This window comes from Pseudomonas sp. BIGb0558 (assembly GCF_024807515.1).
In the GTDB taxonomy this organism is placed as follows: domain Bacteria; phylum Pseudomonadota; class Gammaproteobacteria; order Pseudomonadales; family Pseudomonadaceae; genus Aquipseudomonas; species Aquipseudomonas yamanorum_A.
Window position 1 is genome coordinate 352986 of sequence record NZ_JANUEW010000002.1, and the last position, 20549, is coordinate 373534.

At 60.1% G+C, this 20549-nt stretch carries 17 protein-coding genes; 10 read left to right on the forward strand and 7 right to left on the reverse strand.

What is annotated here, in order from left to right; translation table 11 throughout:
- Positions 1–141 precede the first annotated feature (141 nt).
- On the reverse strand, positions 142–2592 hold the full coding sequence (locus M2400_RS04880) for a glycogen/starch/alpha-glucan phosphorylase (RefSeq protein ID WP_177114323.1): 2451 nt from the start codon (positions 2590–2592) through the stop codon (positions 142–144).
- A gap of 235 nt (positions 2593–2827) precedes the next feature.
- Here M2400_RS04880 and M2400_RS04885 point away from each other — a divergent pair, with 235 nt between their 5' ends.
- Positions 2828–3262: a YkgJ family cysteine cluster protein gene (locus tag M2400_RS04885; protein ID WP_017478181.1), complete on the forward strand. Its 435-nt coding sequence runs from the start codon at positions 2828–2830 to the stop codon at positions 3260–3262.
- 195 nt (positions 3263–3457) lie between these two features.
- Here M2400_RS04885 and typA read toward each other — a convergent pair whose 3' ends face one another.
- Together typA and thiI are read right to left on the reverse strand one after the other, a co-directional pair.
- Positions 3458–5278: a translational GTPase TypA gene (gene typA, locus M2400_RS04890; protein WP_053140412.1), complete on the reverse strand. Its 1821-nt coding sequence runs from the start codon at positions 5276–5278 to the stop codon at positions 3458–3460.
- Positions 5279–5417: 139 nt separating this feature from the next.
- Complete coding sequence (thiI, locus tag M2400_RS04895; RefSeq protein ID WP_259195224.1) at positions 5418–6872, reverse strand: tRNA uracil 4-sulfurtransferase ThiI; 1455 nt, start codon at positions 6870–6872, stop codon at positions 5418–5420.
- Between the two features lie 334 nt (positions 6873–7206).
- Between thiI and glnA the strand changes: the two genes are divergently transcribed.
- From glnA to ntrC, 4 genes are all read left to right on the forward strand, one after another.
- A complete protein-coding gene (gene glnA, locus M2400_RS04900) occupies positions 7207–8613 on the forward strand; it encodes a glutamate--ammonia ligase (protein WP_177041043.1) in 1407 nt (468 codons plus the stop codon).
- Positions 8614–8798: 185 nt separating this feature from the next.
- Complete coding sequence (locus M2400_RS04905; RefSeq protein ID WP_177114325.1) at positions 8799–9335, forward strand: chorismate mutase; 537 nt, start codon at positions 8799–8801, stop codon at positions 9333–9335.
- 366 nt (positions 9336–9701) lie between these two features.
- On the forward strand, positions 9702–10787 hold the full coding sequence (glnL, locus tag M2400_RS04910) for a nitrogen regulation protein NR(II) (RefSeq protein ID WP_003218001.1): 1086 nt from the start codon (positions 9702–9704) through the stop codon (positions 10785–10787).
- Positions 10784–12220: a nitrogen regulation protein NR(I) gene (gene ntrC, locus M2400_RS04915; protein WP_008435682.1), complete on the forward strand. Its 1437-nt coding sequence runs from the start codon at positions 10784–10786 to the stop codon at positions 12218–12220. Before glnL ends, ntrC begins: the two co-directional genes overlap by 4 nt.
- Positions 12221–12843: 623 nt before the next feature.
- On the opposite strand, the gene M2400_RS04920 is transcribed toward ntrC, so the two are convergent.
- On the reverse strand, positions 12844–13284 hold the full coding sequence (locus tag M2400_RS04920) for a hypothetical protein (RefSeq protein WP_259195223.1): 441 nt from the start codon (positions 13282–13284) through the stop codon (positions 12844–12846).
- On the opposite strand from M2400_RS04920, the gene M2400_RS04925 reads away from it, so the two are divergent.
- Complete coding sequence (locus M2400_RS04925; protein ID WP_003218007.1) at positions 13283–13738, forward strand: tRNA (cytidine(34)-2'-O)-methyltransferase; 456 nt, start codon at positions 13283–13285, stop codon at positions 13736–13738. The two genes, M2400_RS04920 and M2400_RS04925, sit on opposite strands and share 2 nt — an antisense overlap.
- A 157-nt stretch (positions 13739–13895) precedes the next feature.
- On the opposite strand, the gene secB is transcribed toward M2400_RS04925, so the two are convergent.
- The 3 genes from secB to M2400_RS04940 are packed head-to-tail and all read right to left on the reverse strand — an operon-like array spanning position 13896 to position 15093.
- Complete coding sequence (gene secB / locus M2400_RS04930; protein ID WP_003218009.1) at positions 13896–14381, reverse strand: protein-export chaperone SecB; 486 nt, start codon at positions 14379–14381, stop codon at positions 13896–13898.
- A 42-nt stretch (positions 14382–14423) separates the two neighbouring features.
- Entirely contained in the window at positions 14424–14678 is a 255-nt protein-coding gene (gene grxC, locus M2400_RS04935) for a glutaredoxin 3 (RefSeq protein ID WP_177075996.1), read from the reverse strand.
- Between the two features lies 1 nt (position 14679).
- On the reverse strand, positions 14680–15093 hold the full coding sequence (locus tag M2400_RS04940; protein WP_177041037.1) for a rhodanese-like domain-containing protein: 414 nt from the start codon (positions 15091–15093) through the stop codon (positions 14680–14682).
- Positions 15094–15244: 151 nt separating this feature from the next.
- Between M2400_RS04940 and gpmI the strand changes: the two genes are divergently transcribed.
- The 4 genes from gpmI to M2400_RS04960 all read left to right on the forward strand — a co-directional run bounded on the left by gpmI (position 15245) and on the right by M2400_RS04960 (position 20453).
- Positions 15245–16771: a 2,3-bisphosphoglycerate-independent phosphoglycerate mutase gene (gpmI, locus tag M2400_RS04945; protein ID WP_177041036.1), complete on the forward strand. Its 1527-nt coding sequence runs from the start codon at positions 15245–15247 to the stop codon at positions 16769–16771.
- 254 nt (positions 16772–17025) lie between these two features.
- Positions 17026–18330 (forward strand): murein hydrolase activator EnvC, encoded by a 1305-nt coding sequence (locus tag M2400_RS04950; protein WP_177041035.1) that lies wholly within the window; start codon positions 17026–17028, stop codon positions 18328–18330.
- 31 nt (positions 18331–18361) lie between these two features.
- Entirely contained in the window at positions 18362–19669 is a 1308-nt protein-coding gene (locus M2400_RS04955; RefSeq protein WP_003218023.1) for a S41 family peptidase, read from the forward strand.
- A 1-nt stretch (position 19670) separates the two neighbouring features.
- The gene (locus tag M2400_RS04960) at positions 19671–20453 is read left to right on the forward strand and encodes a divergent polysaccharide deacetylase family protein (protein WP_259195222.1); all 783 of its coding nucleotides are present in this window, start codon (positions 19671–19673) and stop codon (positions 20451–20453) included.
- Positions 20454–20549 lie beyond the last annotated feature (96 nt).

A 20549-nucleotide genomic window follows, 5' to 3' on the forward strand; every position in this document is an offset into this window, starting at 1 on the left:
ACCGAGGCTTAGTATATCGACACAACCCAAATGTGGGAGCGGGCTTGCCCGCGATGCAATCTCCGCGGTTTCTCAGTAACACCGGGGTGATGCTATCGCAGGCAAGCCAGCTCCCACACAAAGCAGCGGGATCTGCGGTGCCTAGTCCAACGCTTTCCAGATCTCGGTCGCATACTCGCGGATGGTCCGGTCCGACGAGAACCAGCCCATGCGCGCAGTATTGAGCACCGCCGAGCGCCACCACTCCTTGGAATCATGCCAATGCGCCTCGACCCGGGACTGGGCATCCCAGTAGGAATCGAAGTCGGCACAGACCAGGAAGCGGTCGTAGTCGATCAGCGAATCCACCAACCCGGCATAACGGCCCGGATCATCCGGCGAGAACACCCCGCCACGAATCGCTTGCAGCACATCGTTCAAGCGATGGGACGCGGCGATTTCCGGCCCGGCATTGAACTCACCGGCGTGTTTGCGCGCTTCCACCTGCTGGGCGCTGAGGCCGAAGATGAACATGTGGTCGGCGCCCACCCGTTCGTGCATCTCCACGTTGGCGCCGTCCATGGTGCCAATGGTCAGCGCACCGTTAAGGCCGAATTTCATGTTGCTGGTGCCCGACGCTTCAAAACCGGCAGTGGAAATCTGCTCCGACAGGTCGGCCGCCGGAATGATGCTTTCCGCCAGGCTGACGTTGTAGTTGGGCAGGAACACCACCTTGAGCAACCCGCGCACCGTCGGGTCGTTGTTGACGGTACGGGCGATGTCGTTGGTCAGCTTGATGATCAGTTTGGCCTGGTGATAGCTGGCCGCCGCCTTGCCGGCGAAGATCTTCACCCTAGGTACCCAGTCGGTGCCCGGCTCGGCACGGATCGCCTGGTACAGCGCGACGGTGTGCAGCAGGTTCAACAGCTGGCGCTTGTACTCGTGGATCCGCTTGACCTGTACATCGAACATCGCCGCCGGGTTGACCGAAATCCCCAGGCGCTCGTGAATGATGTCGGCCAGTGCCCGCTTACTGTGCAGGCGCTGTTCGGCGAAGGCCTTGCGGAAGGCTTGCTTCTCGGCGAACGGCTCCAGGTCCACCAGGCGCTGCTCGGGGTTATCCAGTACGTCCGGGCCCAGGGCCTCCACCAGCATCGCGGTGAGTTTGGGGTTGGCCTGGTACAGCCAGCGGCGGAAGGTAATGCCGTTGGTTTTGTTGTTGATGCGGTCCGGGTAGAGCTTGTGCAGTTCGGAGAACACCGTGCTGCGCATCAGTTGGGTGTGCAGGCCGGACACGCCGTTCACGCTGTGGGAACCGAGAAACGCCAGGTTACCCATGCGCACGCGACGGCCGTTGTCTTCCTCGATCAGCGACACCGCGCGCAGCACGTCGAAGTCGTGGATGCCCTTGGCCCGCAGCGAGTCGATATGTTGGGCGTTGATCAGGTAGATGATCTGCATGTGCCGCGGCAGCATGCGTTCCATCAAGCCCACCGGCCAGGTCTCCAACGCCTCGGGAAGCAAGGTGTGGTTGGTGTACGACAGGGTTTCGACGGTGACGTCCCAGGCGGCATCCCACGGGATGTCGTGCAGGTCCACCAACTGGCGCATCAACTCGGCCACCGCGATCGAGGGGTGCGTGTCGTTGAGCTGGATGGCCGCGTGTTCGCCCAGGCTCAGTACCGAGCCGTGCATGTTCTTGTGGCGGCGCAGCAGATCCTGCAGCGAGGCGGAAACGAAGAAGTATTCCTGGCGCAGGCGCAGTTCCTGCCCCGCTTCGGTGCTGTCAGCCGGGTAAAGCACTCGAGAGATGCTTTCGGCACGGGCCACTTCGGCCACGGCACCCAGGTGGTCACCGGCGTTGAAGCGTTCCAGGTGCAGGTCTTCCACGGCCCGGGCACGCCACAGGCGCAAGGTGTTGACGCTGGCGCCACGCCAGCCGACTACCGGGGTGTCGTAGGCTACCGCACGTACGGTTTCATTCGGCGTCCAGACCTGGATCGACTTGCCGGACGCATCCAGCAGGGTTTCCACGCCGCCGCCAAAGCCGATCGGGTAGATCACCTCGGCGCGCTCGAACTCCCACGGGTTGCCGAAATCCAGCCAGCGTTCGGTTTGCTCCTGCTGCCAGCCATCGACAATCGCCTGACGGAACAGGCCGTGCTCATAACGAATGCCATAACCGTGGCCGGCAATGCCCAGGGTCGACATGCTTTCCATAAAGCACGCTGCCAGTCGGCCAAGGCCACCGTTGCCCAGGGCCGCGTCGGGCTCCAGCAGGCGAATGCGCTCCATGTCCACACCCAGCTCGCTCATGGCCTCGCGGGCCACGTCCAGCAAGCCGAGGTTGCTCAGGCTGTCGTAAAGCAAGCGGCCGATCAGGAATTCCAGCGAGAGGTAATAGACCCGCTTCTGCCCCTTGCGGTAGATGTGCCGCGTGTGGTCCATCCAGTGGTCGACCATATGGTCGCGGGCGGCCAGTGCAATGGCTTCGAACCAGTCGTGATCGAAAGCGTGATCGGGGTCCTTGCCCACCGCATAGGTAAGTTTGGTCAAGACGGCATCGCGAAATGCGGCTACCTCTGCTTCTCGTACAAGCGGTTCCTGAGACATCGATGCGACCTCGGGCGAGATAGAAGGAGTTGCTAGAGCCTAGACGGTCTGACAGACGGTAGACGCTCTGGTTCGGCAGTTTTTTAACTCATTCACCTTTGCGGGAATTTGATGCAGGGGCCGTGCCCGTTTGTGGCTCGGCGCAGCCTTCGAGCTGAAACCCGGAAGATATTGTTCAAAAAAGCACCAATTCCGGTATGATCCCGCGCCGGATAACACCCCTCTTGGAAACCTGATGAAGCCTCAACTGATCGCCGCCGCGGAACTCGACCGTCTCGAGACCTGGCAGAAATACTCAAGCCATATGTGTGGCGGCTGCGTGTCGAGCTGCTGCACCCTGCCGGTTGAGGTGAAGATCAAGGACCTGATCCGTATCGGCATCGTCGATGAGTTCGAGCGTGGCGACCCGCCGAAGAACATCGCCAAGCGCTTGCAGAAGGAAGGTATCGTCGAGCGCTTCAACGCCAAATCCGAGATCTTTACCCTGCAGCGCATGAGCAACAACGATTGCCTGTACCTGGATCGTAAGAGCCGCTTCTGCACTATTTATGACAAGCGCCCGGATACTTGCCGCAATCACCCGAAAATCGGACCGCGGCCGGGGTATTGCGCGTACAAGCCGAAGGAAGTGGTGCGCGAGACCAAGTTCAAGACCCTCGACAAGTTCTGACCCAAATTTTTGTGGGGGCCTTGAGGGCCCTATCGCAGGCAAGCCAGCTCCCACAGTTGAATGTGTTCACCTATCAAAATGTGGGAGCCGGGCTTGCCCGCGATAAGGCCGTCGCAGTCACCACAAAAACTGCAGGCATAAAAAAACGCCCCCGGCCTTTCGACCGGGGGCGTTTTTCATTCAGCCTGAGTTAACTCAGTTCTTGGCTTTCTTGGCAGCGCGGGTACGCTCGCCTTCGTCCAGGATCTTCTTACGCAGGCGGATCGACTTAGGCGTGACTTCGCACAGCTCGTCGTCCTGGATGAATTCCAGGGCCTGTTCCAGGGTGAAGCGAACAGGTGGAACCAGAGCGATGGTTTCGTCTTTGCCCGAAGCACGCATGTTGTCGAGCTTCTTGCCTTTGGTTGGGTTGACGCCCATGTCGTTGTCACGGCTGTTCAGACCAACGATCTGACCGTTGTAGATCTCTTGACCGTGTTCAACGAACAGCTTGCCACGCGCCTGGAGGGTTTCCAGGGAGTAGGTCAGCGCCTTGCCGGTTTCTACCGATACCAGAACACCGTTCTGACGGCCGGACATGTCGCCGGACTTCATGGTGTCGTAGCGATCGAAGATCGAGGTCAGGATGCCAGCACCGTTGGTCAGGGTCAGGAACTGGTTACGGAAACCGATCAGACCACGAGCAGGGATGTTGTATTCCAGACGCACACGGCCTTTGCCATCCGGCACCATGTTGGTCAGGTCGCCCTTACGCAGGCCCATCTCTTCCATGACCTTGCCCTGGGATTCTTCAGGGGTGTCGATGGTGACGTTTTCAAACGGTTCCTGCTTCACGCCGTCAACAGTACGGATGATCACTTCCGGACGACCAACGCCCATTTCGAAGCCTTCGCGACGCATGGTTTCGATCAGTACCGAGAGGTGCAGCTCACCACGGCCGGAAACCTTGAACTTGTCAGCGGAGTCGCCTTCTTCAACGCGCAGAGCAACGTTGTACAGCAGCTCTTTGTCCAGACGTTCCTTGATGTTACGGGAAGTCACGAACTTGCCTTCTTTACCGCAGAAAGGCGAGTCGTTTACCTGGAAGGTCATGGAAACGGTTGGCTCGTCAACGGTCAGAGGCTTCATCGCCTCGACAGTGTCCGGCTGGCACAGGGTGTCGGAGATGAACAGCGAGTCCATACCGCTTACGCACACGATGTCGCCGGCGAAAGCTTCTTCAACGTCGATACGGTGCAGGCCGTGGTGACCCATCAGCTTCAGGATACGACCGTTGCGCTTCTTGCCGTCGGCGCCGATAGCGACAACCGGGGTGTTCGGCTTGACGCTGCCACGAGCGATACGGCCAACGCCGATAACACCCAGGAAGCTGTTGTAGTCCAGTGCCGAGATTTGCATCTGGAACGGGCCTTCACGGTCAACCTTCGGTGGTGGAACGTGGTCAACGATTGCCTGGTACAGCGGGGTCATGTCTTCCGCCATGGCGGTGTGTTCCAGACCGGCAATACCGTTCAGGGCAGAGGCGTAGATCACCTGGAAATCCAGCTGTTCTTCGGTAGCACCCAGGTTGTCGAACAGGTCGAAGATCTGGTCCAGAACCCAGTCCGGACGCGCGCCTGGACGGTCAACCTTGTTGATGCACACGATCGGACGCAGGCCGGCTTCGAACGCCTTCTTGGTCACGAAACGGGTTTGCGGCATAGGGCCGTCTTGAGCGTCAACCAGCAGCAGAACGGAGTCAACCATCGACATTACGCGTTCTACTTCGCCGCCGAAGTCGGCGTGGCCCGGGGTATCCACGATGTTGATGTGGTAGCCGTTCCAGTTGATGGCGGTGTTTTTAGCCAGGATGGTAATACCGCGCTCTTTTTCCTGGTCGTTGGAGTCCATCACGCGCTCGTCGTTGAGCTCGTTGCGCTCCAGGGTGCCGGATTGACGCAGGAGTTTGTCTACCAGGGTGGTTTTACCATGGTCAACGTGAGCAATGATGGCGATGTTGCGTAGATTTTCGATCACTTGTGTATCTCGATCAGAGGATTCGGTGTGCTGACAGGTCGTGGCAGCGATTAACAGTAGAGTCAGGCCTTGCCGTTACAGCTTGACGGCAGAGTCGGGGGGCCGGTGACGCAGGCCACAGGCAAACAGCCCCGGGCTCTTAGCTCGGTCGATAAACGCGCACATTGGCATGCCCCTCACTGAGCAAATGGTGGGCATGCAGGCGACTCATCACGCCTTTGTCGCAATACAACAGGTACTGACGGCTGTCATCCAGTTCCTTGAAACGCGCATTCAATGCATAGAACGGCAGCGTTTGTACGTCGATGCCAGCGATTTCCAGCGGCTCGTCTTCAGCGGCATCCGGGTGACGGATGTCGATGATGATCTGACCGGCCAGAGCCTCGCTGACTTCTTCGATCTGCAAATCCTGGCCCAATTCGTCGATAACCCGATCGATCGGCACCAGTTTGGCGTTCTCCAGCGCACGCTCGAGAACCGCCATGTCGAACTGTTGTTCTTCGTACTCCACGCGGTTGCGCTTGGCGTGGGTCTTGGGGTTCACCGAGATGACCCCGCAATATTCCGGCATGTGCTTGGCGAAATCCGCCGTGCCGATCTGGGTCGCCAGGTCGATGATGTCTTGCTTGTGACTGGCGATCAGCGGGCGCAATACCAGCTTCTCGGTCACAGAGTCGATCAATGACAGGTTCGGCAGGGTCTGGCTGGACACCTGGGAAATCGCTTCACCGGTGACCAGTGCGTCGATTTCCAGCTGATCCGCGATTCGGGACGCAGCGCGCAACATCATACGCTTCAATACTACGCCCATATGACTGTTATCGACTTTCCCGAGAATTTCTCCCAGGACTTCCTCGAACGGTACGCTGACAAACAGCACCCGTTGCGAGCTGCCGTACTTCTTCCAGATGTAATGCGCGACTTCCATCACGCCCAATTCGTGTGCACGCCCGCCCAGGTTAAAGAAGCAGAAGTGACTCATCAGCCCGCGGCGCATGATCTGGTAGGCCGCCACGGTGGAATCGAAACCGCCGGACATCAATACCAGGGTCTGTTCCAGGGCGCCCAGCGGGTAGCCGCCGATGCTGTCGTGCTGGCTGTGGATCACAAACAACCGTTGGTCGCGAATTTCCATCCGCACTTCAATTTGCGGCGCTTTCAGGGAAATTCCGGCGGCGCCGCACTCGCGACGCAGCTTGCTGCCGACGTATTTTTCGACATCCATGGAGCTGAACGGATGCTTGCCGGCGCGTTTGCAACGCACCGAAAACACCTTGCCTGCCAGCACATCGCCGTAGTGCTGCTTGCACTTTTCGGTGATGTCGTCGAAGTCGCCCAGCGGGTACTCGTCGACCTGCAGGAAATGCGCGATGCCCGGCACGCAGCTCAGGCGCTCGGTCATGTCCTTCAAGGCTTTGGGGTCTGTGAGGCGGGTTTCCAGCTCGAGATTGTCCCACACACCGTTCACCACCACCGCCGGGTCCAGATCGCGGAGCACGGCACGGATATTCTTGGCCAATTGACGGATGAAACGCATCCGTACCGGTCGGCTCTTGATGGTGATCTCGGGGAAGACTTTAACGATTAATTTCATGAAAACAGCGCGCGCAGGCCCAGCCGAAAAAGGGGGGCGCGGATTATAGCGGAAATCGCTCAAGGTTTAACCAGTTAATATGCAACTGACCTTTCGCGCACCAAAACGGGTCATAAACGAAAATAAGCGCTACATTGCGGTGCGCAATTTATTCCGTTTCAGCGGTTTGCACCTTTATAGGGGCGTTTTTGTGGCAAAAAACCCATGTCGGGGCACTGGCATGCAATTTGCTCTCTTGTGAGGCAGGTTGCCTTGGTCGAGTATTCGCGCCGGCATCACCCACATTCTAAGGGCTAACTCCACTACCCCAGCCCGAAGCCACCCGGAGGACACTATGTCGAAGTCGGTTCAACTCATCAAAGATCATGACGTCAAATGGATTGATCTGCGCTTCACGGACACAAAAGGCACTCAGCACCACGTGACCATGCCGGCTCGCGACGCGCTGGATGACGCCTTCTTCGAAGAAGGCAAAATGTTCGACGGCTCCTCCATTGCCGGCTGGAAAGGCATCGAAGCTTCCGACATGATCCTGATGCCGGACGACAGCACCGCCGTACTCGACCCGTTCACCGAAGACCCAACGCTGATCATCGTCTGCGACGTGATCGAGCCTTCGACCATGCAAGGCTACGACCGTGACCCACGTGCGATCGCCAAGCGTGCCGAGGAATACCTGAAGTCGACCGGTATCGGTGACACCGTATTCGTAGGTCCGGAACCAGAATTCTTCATCTTTGATTCGGTCAAGTTCAAGTCCGACATCTCTGGCTCCATGTTCAAAATCTTCTCCGAACAAGGTTCGTGGATGTCCGACCAGGACGTGGAAGGCGGCAACAAAGGCCACCGTCCAGGTATCAAAGGCGGCTACTTCCCGGTTCCTCCGTTCGACCACGACCACGAAATCCGTACCTCCATGTGCAACGCCATGGAAGAGATGGGCCTGGTCATCGAAGTTCACCACCACGAAGTGGCGACTGCCGGCCAGAACGAAATCGGTGTGAAGTTCAACACCCTGGTTGCCAAGGCTGACGAAGTTCAGACCCTTAAGTACTGCGTACACAACGTGGCTGATGCCTACGGCCGTACCGCGACCTTCATGCCTAAGCCTCTGTACGGCGATAACGGTTCGGGTATGCACGTTCACCTGTCCATCGCCAAAGATGGCAAGAACACCTTCGCTGGCGAAGGTTATGCCGGCCTGTCCGACACTGCCCTGTACTTCATCGGCGGTATCATCAAGCACGGTAAGGCCCTGAACGGCTTCACCAACCCGTCGACCAACTCCTACAAGCGTCTGGTCCCAGGTTTCGAAGCTCCAGTAATGCTGGCCTACTCGGCTCGCAACCGTTCCGCTTCGATCCGTATTCCTTACGTGTCCAGCCCTCGTGCTCGCCGTATCGAAGCCCGCTTCCCGGATCCGGCAGCCAACCCGTACCTGGCCTTCGCTGCCCTGGTAATGGCCGGCCTGGACGGTATCCAGAACAAGATCCACCCTGGCGACGCCGCCGACAAAAACTTGTACGACCTGCCGCCTGAAGAGGCCAAAGAGATCCCACAAGTGTGCGGCAGCCTGAAAGAAGCCCTGGAAGAGCTGGACAAGGGCCGTGCGTTCCTGACCAAAGGCGGCGTGTTCAGCGACGACTTTATCGATGCCTACATCGCCCTGAAAAGCGAAGAAGAAATCAAGGTCCGCACCTTCGTACACCCACTGGAATACGAGCTGTACTACAGCTGCTGATCCGGTAGCGCCGCTTAACGTGGCGTGATGAAAAAGGCCTCCTTCGGGAGGTCTTTTTTTTGCCCGCAAAACCCTGCGGGAGCGGGCTTGCCCGCGAAAAACTCAAGGACACTGCATTTCTTCAATATTTACGCGTTATCGTTAACGACCTTCGCGGGCAAGCCCGCTCCCACAGGAGATCACCGTTGAAACGTCGACTTGCGTTCGCCTTGCTGTTCGTCAGCGCCAATGTATTCGCAGCACCACCCACCCTCGCCCCACTGCTCGACAGCATCGCCGAACGCCTGGCGATCGCCGACCAGGTGGCCCTGAGCAAATGGGACAGCCACAAGCCCGTCGAGGACCGTGCACGGGAGCAGGACGTGATCGCCAGCGTCGTGGCCCAGGCGCCGAGCTACAAACTGGCACCGGCGCAAGCCGAGCAGTTTTTCTCGGCCCAGATCGAGGCAAACAAATTGGTGCAATACGCTCACCTGTCCGATTGGCAACTGCAAGGCAAGGCGCCCAATGACCCACGCCCTGACCTGGTCGGGCAGATTCGCCCAAAACTGGACCTGCTGCAAAAACGCCTGCTGCAACAATTGGCGGACTTCACCCCGGAGCGCAGCAACCCGCAGTGTCCGCAATGGCTGGCCCAGGCCAATCACGCACCAGCCAACGACCCGCTGCACCAACTGGCGATGATTCGCGCCACTGCCGAGTTGTGTGTCTACCAGAACTAAAACTGCGTACCCAATCAAAAGTGTGGGAGCTGGCTTGCCTGCGATAGCGGTGTGTCAGCAACCAAAATACCAACGGGTAGTCAGCTATCGCAGGCAAGCCAGCTCCCACAGGTTTCAGTGACACGAGTTCCTGAACAGATTTTTCAAAATCGCACTATATTGGTGCGATACGCTGCACCCTTCCCACTTGCCCAGCCCATTTTGGTTCGAAACTTCCCGCTCAAGCTGGCAGAACGCCACAGTTTCGCGCCTTAAGCCCCCATTTCAGGGCTTTAACGCTTCTTTTCGGAGCTTTGGTTTGGTTTTTGCATTTTCCTTGTATCAGCGTGTGCCTCAAGCCCGCGCCTTGCTCCAAAAGAGGTCCTAATGACCATCAGCGACGCACTGCACCGCCTGCTACTCGACAACCTGACCACCGCGACCATTCTGCTCAATGACGAACTGCGCCTTGAGTACATGAACCCGGCGGCGGAGATGCTGCTGGCCATCAGCGGACAGCGCAGCCATGGGCAATTCATCAGCGAACTGTTCACCGAGTCGGCCGAGGCCTTGAGTTCGCTGCGCCAGGCCGTGGAGCAGGCGCACCCGTTCACCAAGCGCGAAGCGATGCTCACCGCCCTCACCGGCCAGACCCTGACCGTGGATTACGCGGTCACACCGATCCTGAGCCACGGCGCCACCTTGCTGCTGCTGGAGGTGCATCCTCGCGATCGCCTGCTGCGCATCACCAAGGAAGAGGCGCAACTGTCCAAACAGGAAACCAGCAAGATGCTGGTGCGTGGCCTGGCCCATGAGATCAAGAACCCCCTGGGCGGGATTCGCGGCGCTGCACAGTTGCTGGCCCGCGAGCTGCCGGACGAGAACCTCAAGGACTACACCAACGTCATCATCGAGGAAGCCGACCGCCTGCGTAACCTGGTAGACCGCATGCTCGGCTCCAACAAGCTGCCGTCGCTGGCGATGACCAACGTCCACGAGGTTTTGGAGCGTGTTTGCCAGCTGGTGGAGGCCGAAAGCCAGGGTTGCATCACCTTGGTGCGCGACTACGACCCAAGCATCCCCGACGTATTGATCGACCGCGAGCAGATGATCCAGGCGGTGCTCAATATCGTGCGTAACGCCATGCAGGCCATCAGCAGCCAGAACGAACTGCGCCTGGGCCGCATCAGCCTGCGCACCCGCGCCCTGCGCCAGTTCACCATCGGCCACGTGCGCCATCGCCTGGTGACCAAGGTCGAGATCATCGACAACGGCCCGGGCATCCCGGCCGAACTGCAGGAAACCATCTTTTTCCCAATGGTCAGCGGCCGCCCGGACGGTACCGGGCTCGGCTTGGCCATTACCCAGAACATCATCAGCCAGCACCAGGGTTTGATCGAGTGTGAGAGCCATCCCGGCCACACCACGTTCTCGATCTTTCTGCCACTGGAACAAGGAGCCCCATCGACATGAGCCGTAGTGAAACTGTCTGGATCGTCGATGACGACCGTTCTATCCGCTGGGTCCTGGAGAAAGCCTTGCAACAGGAAGGCATGACCACCCAGAGCTTCGACAGCGCCGACGGGGTGATGAGCCGCCTGGCTCGCCAGCAGCCCGACGTGATCATCTCCGACATCCGCATGCCCGGCGCCAGTGGCCTGGACTTGCTGGCGCGGATTCGCGAGCAGCACCCGCGCTTGCCGGTGATCATCATGACCGCGCACTCGGACCTGGACAGCGCTGTCGCGTCCTATCAGGGCGGCGCCTTTGAATACCTGCCAAAACCGTTCGACGTGGACGAAGCGGTGGCGCTGGTAAAACGCGCCAACCAGCACGCCCAGGAACAGCAGAACCAGGAAGCCCCGCCAGCCCTGACCCGTACTCCGGAAATCATCGGCGAAGCGCCAGCGATGCAGGAAGTGTTTCGCGCCATCGGGCGCTTGAGCCACTCCAACATCACCGTGCTGATCAACGGCGAGTCGGGTACCGGTAAAGAGCTGGTGGCCCACGCCTTGCACCGTCACAGCCCACGGGCGGCGTCGCCGTTTATCGCGCTGAACATGGCGGCAATTCCGAAGGATTTGATGGAGTCGGAACTGTTCGGCCATGAAAAAGGCGCGTTCACCGGTGCGGCCAACCTGCGCCGTGGCCGTTTTGAACAGGCCGATGGCGGCACGCTGTTCCTCGATGAAATCGGCGACATGCCGGCCGACACCCAGACGCGCTTGCTGCGGGTGCTGGCAGATGGCGAGTTTTATCGGGTAGGCGGGCACACGCCGGTCAAGGTCGACGTTCGCATTATCGCGGCGACCCACCAAAACCTGGAAACCCTGGTGCATGCCGGGAAATTCCGTGAAGACTTGTTCCACCGCTTGAACGTGATCCGTATCCACATCCCCCGGATGTCGGACCGCCGCGAAGACATCCCGACCCTGGCCCGTCACTTCCTCAGCCGCGCCGCCCAGGAGCTGGCCGTCGAGCCGAAGCTGCTGAAAAGCGAGACCGAGGAATACCTGAAGAACCTGCCATGGCCGGGCAACGTACGTCAGCTGGAGAACACCTGCCGCTGGATCACGGTGATGGCTTCGGGGCGCGAAGTGCATATCAGCGACCTGCCGCCGGAGCTGCTGAGCCTGCCTCAGGATTCGGCACCGGTGACCAACTGGGAGCAGGCGCTGCGCCAATGGGCCGACCAGGCTTTGGCACGTGGCCAGTCGAACCTGCTGGACAGCGCTGTACCGGCGTTTGAGCGGATCATGATCGAAACCGCCCTCAAGCATACCGCCGGTCGTCGTCGCGACGCCGCCGTGCTGCTGGGCTGGGGCCGCAACACCCTGACCCGCAAGATCAAGGAGCTGGGGATGAAGGTCGACGGCGGGGATGATGACGAAGGTGATGAGGCCTGATCACTAATCCCTGATCCACTGAAGATCTAATGTGGGAGCCGGGCTTGCCCGCGATGGCGTTGTGTCAGTCACTGGATGTATCGACTGACACAGCGCCATCGCAGGCAAGCCAGCTCCCACATTTGTTTTGTACCAGACTAACGACCGTGCACCGCTTCAATGCACCACGAACCGGCATCGCGCACGCATCCAACGCCTTAAACACATGCCTTGTTAAATAAATATTAAAAGCTGAAAACGCCAAAGCCCCGTATTCCGGGGCTTTGCGCTTTCTGAAGAAATTTTTTGGCACAACTTTTCAATTCTGGCACGCGCCCTGCAATAACCCTGTTACTACCCAGTTTCGGGGACCTTGGTACAGGCAGGCCGAGAATCCCCTCTTTACACCCGGGGTGCTTGATGCGGATCGCGTCGCGCCCCACACCCGTTTCGGGAACCTCGGTACAGGCAGGCCGGGGATTCCCTCTTTAACACCGAAGCCTTTGGCTTCACCCCGTTTTGGGAGCCCTGGTACAGGCAGGCCGGGAACTCCCTTCTTTACACCCGGGGCTTATGAGGCAACTCGCCCATAGCCCCAGCCCGTTTTGGGAACCTTGGTACAGGCAGGCCGGGGATTCCCTCTTTTATTCCTCCCGGAGATGGATCTCCAACCGCCAGCGTCCTTCGACCTTCTCCCCCGACCATTCCCCGCGCAACGGCCGAGCCGCCACCAGGTTCAGCAGCAAGCCGCCATCGGTCTTGCGCACGCGCCAGTTCACGTCCTTGTCATTGACCTTCAGTTGCCCACCCTGAGCCTTGCCCAGCGCATCGAACAACAGCGCCACGGTGCCGTCGATATGCTCGCCGTGCAGCTTGGGTTCGCTGTTGAACCACACCACCAGGCCATCGGCGGCGGGCTCTACCTGCAGCAGCTCAACCGGGTCTGGGGTGGTCAGCCGGCCGATCATCAGGCCCACCATCAGGCCGACAATCGCCAACGAGCCTAAAACCCGTGGCAGAAGCTTCGGCCTGGGATCTTCTTCAGGGGTAGAATGCAGCGCATCTTTGCCTTCGGAGCCGTGCATGTTTCACGTCATCCTTTTTCAACCAGAAATTCCGCCGAATACCGGCAACGTTATCAGGCTGTGCGCCAACAGTGGCTGCCACCTGCATTTGATCGAGCCGCTGGGCTTCGACATGGACGACAAGCGCCTGCGCCGTGCCGGGCTGGACTACCACGAGTACGCCACCCTGCAACGCCACGCCGACCTTGCCAGTTGCCTGGAAAGCCTGAACCACCCTCGGCTGTTCGCGTTTACCACCAAGGGCTCGCGGCCGTTCCATGATGCCAGCTTTGCCGAAGGCGACGCCTTCCTGTTCGGCCCGGAAAGCCGGGGCCTGCCGGCGGATGTGCTCGACGCCCTGCCCGACGGCCACCGCCTGCGCCTGCCGATGCGCGAAGGCTGCCGCAGCTTGAACCTGTCCAACACCGTGGCCGTGGCCGTCTACGAAGGTTGGCGGCAACTCGGTTTCAAGTAACGCACATAACAAATGTGGGAGCGGGCTTGTGTGGGAGCCGGGCTTGCCCGCGATGCAAGCACCTCGGTGTGTCAGTCACACCGCGGTGATGCTATCGCAGGCAAGCCAGCTCCCACACAAACCGGCTCCCACATTTAGTTCTGCGTCAGGTTCGAAATTATTGAACCGTTGGCGAACCTTCCTGTTGCATGCGCTGCAGCTCTTGCGCATACAGGGCATCGAAGTTCACCGGAGCCAGCATCAGCGCCGGGAACGAGCCACGGGTGACCAGGCTGTCCAGGGTCTCACGGGCATACGGGAACAGGATGTTCGGGCAGAACGCGCCCAGAGTGTGGCTCATGGACGCTTCGTCCAGGCCCTGGATCAGGAAGATACCGGCCTGCTGCACTTCAGCGATGAAGGCCACTTCTTCGCCGTTCTTGACGGTCACCGACAAGGTCAGCACGACCTCGTGGAAGTCGCCTTCCAGGGCCTTTTGACGGGTGTTCAGGTCCAGCGCGACGCTCGGGGTCCATTCCTGACGGAAGATGGCCGGGCTTTTTGGCGCTTCGAACGACAAGTCGCGTACGTAAATACGCTGCAGGGAAAATTGTGGGCCTTGAGCCTCTTCTGCTGCCGCTTCGGTGTTCTGTTGGTCAGTCATCGCAGATCCTTCGTGATCTTGGGGTCTTTTAGGGGTTGTGAGTCAGACGTGAAGCAGCGCATCCAGTTTACCGGCGCGCTCGAGTGCGAACAGGTCATCGCATCCACCGACATGCTTGTCACCGATCCAGATCTGCGGCACGGACGTGCGTCCCGCTTTCTTGGTCATCTCGGCGCGCACCTGGGGCTTGCCATCAACCTTGATCTCGTCGAAGGCAATGCCCTTTTTCTCAAGCAAGGCCTTGGCCCGCATGCAATAAGGGCAATAATCGCTGGAATAAACGACAACCTGGCTCATATCACTTCACCAGCGGCAGGTTATCGCCACGCCAGCTGGAGATACCACCCGACAGTTTGGCGGCGTTGAAGCCGGTTTTCAGCATCTCGCGGGCGTGGGTGCCGGAGTGCTGACCCTGGGCATCGACCAGGATGATGGTCTTGGCCTTGTACTTTTCCAGCTCGGCCAGACGCGAAATCAGTTTGTCCTGGGGAATGTTCAGCGCGCCAACAATGTGACCGGCGGCGAAATCCTTGGCGGGACGAATGTCCACCACTACGGCCTCATCCTTGTTGACCAGAGCGGTCAACTCCGACGTGCTGAGGCTGCGGCCACCGCGGCTCATTTCGTGAGCGATCAGCAGCGCCAGCAGTACGACGAACGCACCAGCGAGCAAATAGTGGGTAGTGGCAAATGCAATCAGGTGATCAACCATCAAGGAGGTTCCAGGGCGTTAAAATGGCGGTAAGTATACACAGCCGTCATGGTCGGCCAACCCCCGTAAAGCGGTGACGTGGTCGGAACTTCGCTTTAAACTGCCACTCCCTTTTCAATTGCCTTCATTCATTACCGCCGCGAGAGGATCTATGACTACTACGCCTAAACCTTTGGTCCTGATAATTCTCGATGGCTTCGGACACAGTGAAAGCCACCACGACAACGCTGTGTACTCGGCCAGCAAGCCCGTACTGGACCGTCTGAGCGCTACCGTACCGAACGGCCTGATCTCCGGGTCGGGCATGGATGTTGGCCTGCCGGACGGCCAGATGGGCAACTCGGAGGTCGGCCACATGAACCTCGGCGCCGGACGAGTGGTATATCAAGACTTCACCCGCGTGACCAAAGCGATCCGCGACGGCGAATTCTTCGAGAACCCGACCATCTGCGCGGCCGTGGATAAAGCGGTCAAGGCCGGCAAGGCGGTGCACTTCATGGGCCTGCTGTCGGACGGCGGCGTCCACAGCCACCAGGACCACCTGATCGCCATGGCCGAACTGGCCTTCAAGCGCGGTGCCGAGAAGATCTACCTGCACGCCTTCCTCGACGGCCGCGACACCCCGCCAAAAAGCGCCCAGTCCTCCATCGAACTGCTGGACGAAACCTTCAAGACCCTCGGCAAAGGCCGCATCGCCAGCCTGGTGGGCCGTTACTTCGCGATGGACCGTGACAACCGCTGGGACCGCGTGGCCCAGGCCTACAACCTGATCGCCGACGGCCAGGCCGAATACAACGCCGCCACCGCCCAGGAAGGCCTGGAAGCCGCCTACGCCCGTGGCGAGAGCGACGAATTCGTCAAGGCCACCACCATCGGTGAGCCGGTGAAGATCGAAGACGGCGACGCACTGGTGTTCATGAACTTCCGCGCCGACCGTGCCCGCGAGCTGAGCCATGTGTTTGTCGATGACGGTTTCAAGGACTTCCAGCGCGCCCGCCAGCCGAAAGTCGAATTCGTGATGCTGACCCAATACGCCGCCAACATCCCGGCCCCGTCTGCATTTGCCCCGGGCAGCCTGGAAAACGTGCTGGGGGATTACCTGGCGAAAAACGGCAAGACCCAACTGCGCATTGCCGAAACCGAGAAATACGCCCACGTGACCTTCTTTTTCTCCGGCGGTCGTGAAGAACCGTTCCCGGGCGAAGAACGCATCCTGATCCCGTCGCCAAAAGTCGCCACCTACGACCTGCAGCCGGAAATGAGTGCCCCGGAAGTCACGGACAAGATCGTCGACGCCATCGAGCACCAGCGTTATGACGTGATCGTGGTCAACTACGCCAACGGCGACATGGTGGGCCACAGCGGCAACCTGGAAGCGGCGGTGAAAGCCGTGGAATGCCTGGACCTGTGCGTGGGCCGCATCGTCGACGCCCTGGACAAGGTGGGCGGCGAAGCGCTGATCACCGCCGACCACGGCAACTGCGAGCAGATGTCCGACGAATCCACCGGCCAGGCCCACACCGCCCACACCACCGAGCCGGTGCCGTTCATCTACGTTGGCAAGCGCGACCTGAAAGTGCGTGACGGCGGCGTGCTGGCCGACGTGGCACCGACCATGTTGATGCTGATGGGTCTGGAGAAGCCGAAAGAGATGACCGGGACCTCAATCCTGGTCTGATCCCGAAGCACCGCGTAATCCTGTAGGAGCTGGCTTGCCTGCGATAGCATCAACCTGGTGTATCTGAAACACCGAGGTGCCTGCATCGCCGGCAAGCCAGCTCCCACAAGGTTCGGAGGCGGCTTCGGGGATGTCCTTTTGCCATACTGCCGCCACTCGGCACCTAACTTGCCTGCCTTGCCGAATTGGGCGTTTTTTTTGCAGCGTGGGCCGGGCATACTAGGCCGTCCCTTTCCCTGGTGTCGCCCGCCTCTATGCTTCGCGCCTTGATTACCCTCGCTCTTGTCTGCCTGCTCCAACCGGCGTTTGCCGATGAGCGCGCACAAACCCAACAACAGTTGGACGCTACGCGTCAGGACATTACCGAGCTGAAGAAACTGCTCGGCAAGCTCCAGGAAGAGAAATCCGGCGTGCAGAAAGACCTGCGCGGAACGGAAACCGAGATGGGCAAGCTGGAGAAGCAGGTCCAGGAGCTGCAAAAGGAACTAAAGAAGAGCGAGTCGGAACTGGAGCGACTCGACGGTGAGAAAAAAAAACTCCAGAGCGCCCGCGTTGAACAGCAACGCCTGATCGCGATCCAGGCCCGCGCCGCCTACCAGAACGGCCGCCAGGAATACCTCAAGCTGCTGCTCAACCAGCAGAACCCGGAAAAATTCGCTCGCACCCTTACCTATTACGACTACCTGAGCAAGGCCCGCCTGGAGCAACTGAAAAGCTTCAACGAGACCCTGCGCCAGTTGGCCAATGTCGAAACCGAGATCGCCAACCAGCAGTCGCAGTTGCTCGACCAGAAAAGCGCCCTCGACAGCCAGCGCGACGAGCTGGACAAGGTGCGCAAGGAGCGCCAGCAAGCGCTGGCCAAGCTGAACGACGACGTAAAGGCCCGCGACACGAAGCTCAAGAATCGCGAGCAAGACCAGGCCGACCTGGCCAAAGTCCTGAAAACCATCGAGGAAACCCTGGCTCGCCAGGCCCGCGAGGCCGAAGAAGCGCGGCAAAAAGCGCTGATCGCCCAGCAGGAAGCCGAAAAAAAGCGCGAGCGTGAGGCCGCCGAGGCAGTCGCCAGCGCCACCACCGACGCCCCGGCCCCGCGTAAACCGGCGCGCGCAGCCCCTGGCCCGCTGGTTTCCAGCGCCGGCGAATCCTTCGGCGGACCTTTTGCTTCGGCCCGAGGCAAACTTCCATGGCCAGTTGATGGTCGACTACTGGCACGCTTTGGTGAAACCCGTGGCGATGACACCCGCGCCAAGTGGGACGGTGTGATGATCAGCGCCGGTGCCGGCACCCAGGTCCATGCCATTCACGGCGGCCGTGTGGTGTTCGCCGATTGGCTGCGTGGCGCAGGTTTGTTGGTGATTCTTGACCACGGTAATGGCTATTTGAGCCTTTACGGCCACAATCAAACTTTGCTTAAAGCGGCAGGTGATGTTGTAAAAGCCGGTGAATCCATCTCCACTGTCGGTAACAGTGGTGGCCAGGACACTCCGGCGCTGTACTTCGCTATTCGTCAGCAGGGCCGCCCGAGCGACCCAGCACAATGGTGCCGCACCCAAGGATAAGGGTCGCATCTACATTAGGAGTTCGTTCGACATGCTGCATTTGTCCCGCCTCACATCGCTGGCCCTGACGATCGCCCTGGTGATCGGCGCGCCTTTGGCATTCGCCGACCAGACCGCCCAGTCAGCCACGGCCGCGACCACCAAGGCCCCGCTGCCGCTGGACGAGTTGCGCACCTTTGCCGAGGTCATGGACCGGATCAAGGCTGCCTATGTCGAACCTGTGGACGACAAGACCCTGCTGGAAAATGCCATCAAGGGCATGCTCAGCAACCTTGACCCGCACTCCGCTTACCTCGGCCCGGAAGATTTCGCCGAGCTGCAGGAAAGCACCAGCGGTGAATTCGGTGGCCTGGGCATCGAAGTCGGCGCCGACGACGGCAACATCAAGGTGGTCTCGCCGATCGATGACACCCCGGCGTCGAAGGCCGGCATCCAGGCCGGCGACTTTATCGTCAAGATCAACGGCCAGCCAACCCGCGGCCAGACCATGACCGAAGCCGTCGACAAGATGCGCGGCAAGATCGGCCAGAAAATAACCCTGACCCTGGTGCGCGACGGCGGTACACCGTTCGACGTGACGCTGACCCGCGCCACCATCACGGTCAAGAGCGTGAAGAGCCAGTTGCTGGAGTCGGGCTACGGTTACATCCGCATCACCCAGTTCCAGGTCAAGACCGGCGACGAAGTGGCCAAGGCCCTGGCCAAGCTGCGTAAAGACAACGGCAAGAAACTCAGCGGCATCGTGCTCGACCTGCGTAACAACCCGGGCGGCGTGTTGCAGGCGGCAGTGGAAGTGGTCGACCACTTCATCACCAAGGGCCTGATCGTCTACACCAAGGGCCGTATCGCCAACTCCGAACTGCGCTTCTCGGCCACCGGCAACGACCTCAGCGAAGGCGTGCCGATGGTTGTGCTGATCAACGGCGGCAGCGCCTCGGCCTCGGAAATCGTCGCCGGCGCCCTGCAAGACCAGAAACGCGGCGTGCTGATGGGCACCACCAGCTTCGGCAAAGGCTCGGTGCAAACCGTGCTGCCGCTGAACAACGAGCGCGCCTTGAAGATCACCACCGCGCTGTACTACACGCCGAACGGTCGCTCGATCCAGGCCCAGGGCATCGTGCCGGACATCGAAGTGCGCAAGGCCAAGATCACCAACGAGGCCGACAGCGAGTTCTACAAGGAAGCCGACCTGCAAGGTCACCTGGGCAACGGCAACGGCGGCGCCGACCAGCCTACCGGCAGCGGCTCCAAAGCCAAGCCGATGCCACAGGACGACGATTACCAGTTGGCCCAGGCACTGAGCCTGCTCAAGGGCCTGAGCATTACGCGCAGCCGTTGATATGCGTCGTGGACTGATCATCGCTTTGCTGTGCTGTCTGGCGGGTGTTGCCCAAGGCAACCCCGCCAGTGCCGCTCCCGCTGAACACAAAGCCTACCTGACCCTGATCATCGACGACCTCGGGCAAAACCTGCCCCGGGATCGTCGCGTGCTCGCCCTGCCCGGCCCTGTGACCACGGCGATCATGCCCGACACACCCCACGCCGCCGAATTCGCCCGCGAAGCCCACAAGGCCGGCAAGATCGTGATCCTGCACATGCCCATGGACCCGGCCACCGGCCCGTTCGCCTGGCACCCGGAGTTGCCCATCGAAGAACTCGGCAAACGCCTGGACGCCGCCTTCAAGGCCGTGCCGTACACCGCCGGCATCAACAACCACATGGGCAGCCGCATGACAGCGCAGCCGGAAGCCATGGCGTGGTTGATGGGCGAATTGCAACGGCGCCACAAGTTCTTCGTCGACAGCCGCACCAGCGCCAAGAGCGTGGCCGCTGCCGAAGCGCAGAAGATCGGTTTGGCCAGCGTCTCGCGGGACGTGTTCCTCGATGACGAGCGCACTGAAGCGGCCATCACCACCCAACTGCAAACCGCGATCAAGCTGGCCCACAAACAGGGTTCGGCGGTGATGATCGGCCACCCTTATCCACAGACCCTGGCGGTGCTGGAACGCGAGCTGCCCAAGCTCAAGGCCCAGGGCATCGAGTGGATCGATATCAAGCTGATGATCAGCCTGCGCAGCAATCGCGCGATGGCTGGCCATGGCAAAGACGGCACCTATCGCTGACCCCGTGATGGGTTCCGGGCGCTCTATATAGCTACCGCTGGGCGCCTCCCGTTTTATTCAATAGTTGCAGCGCAGCCGCACAGGCCACCCATACCG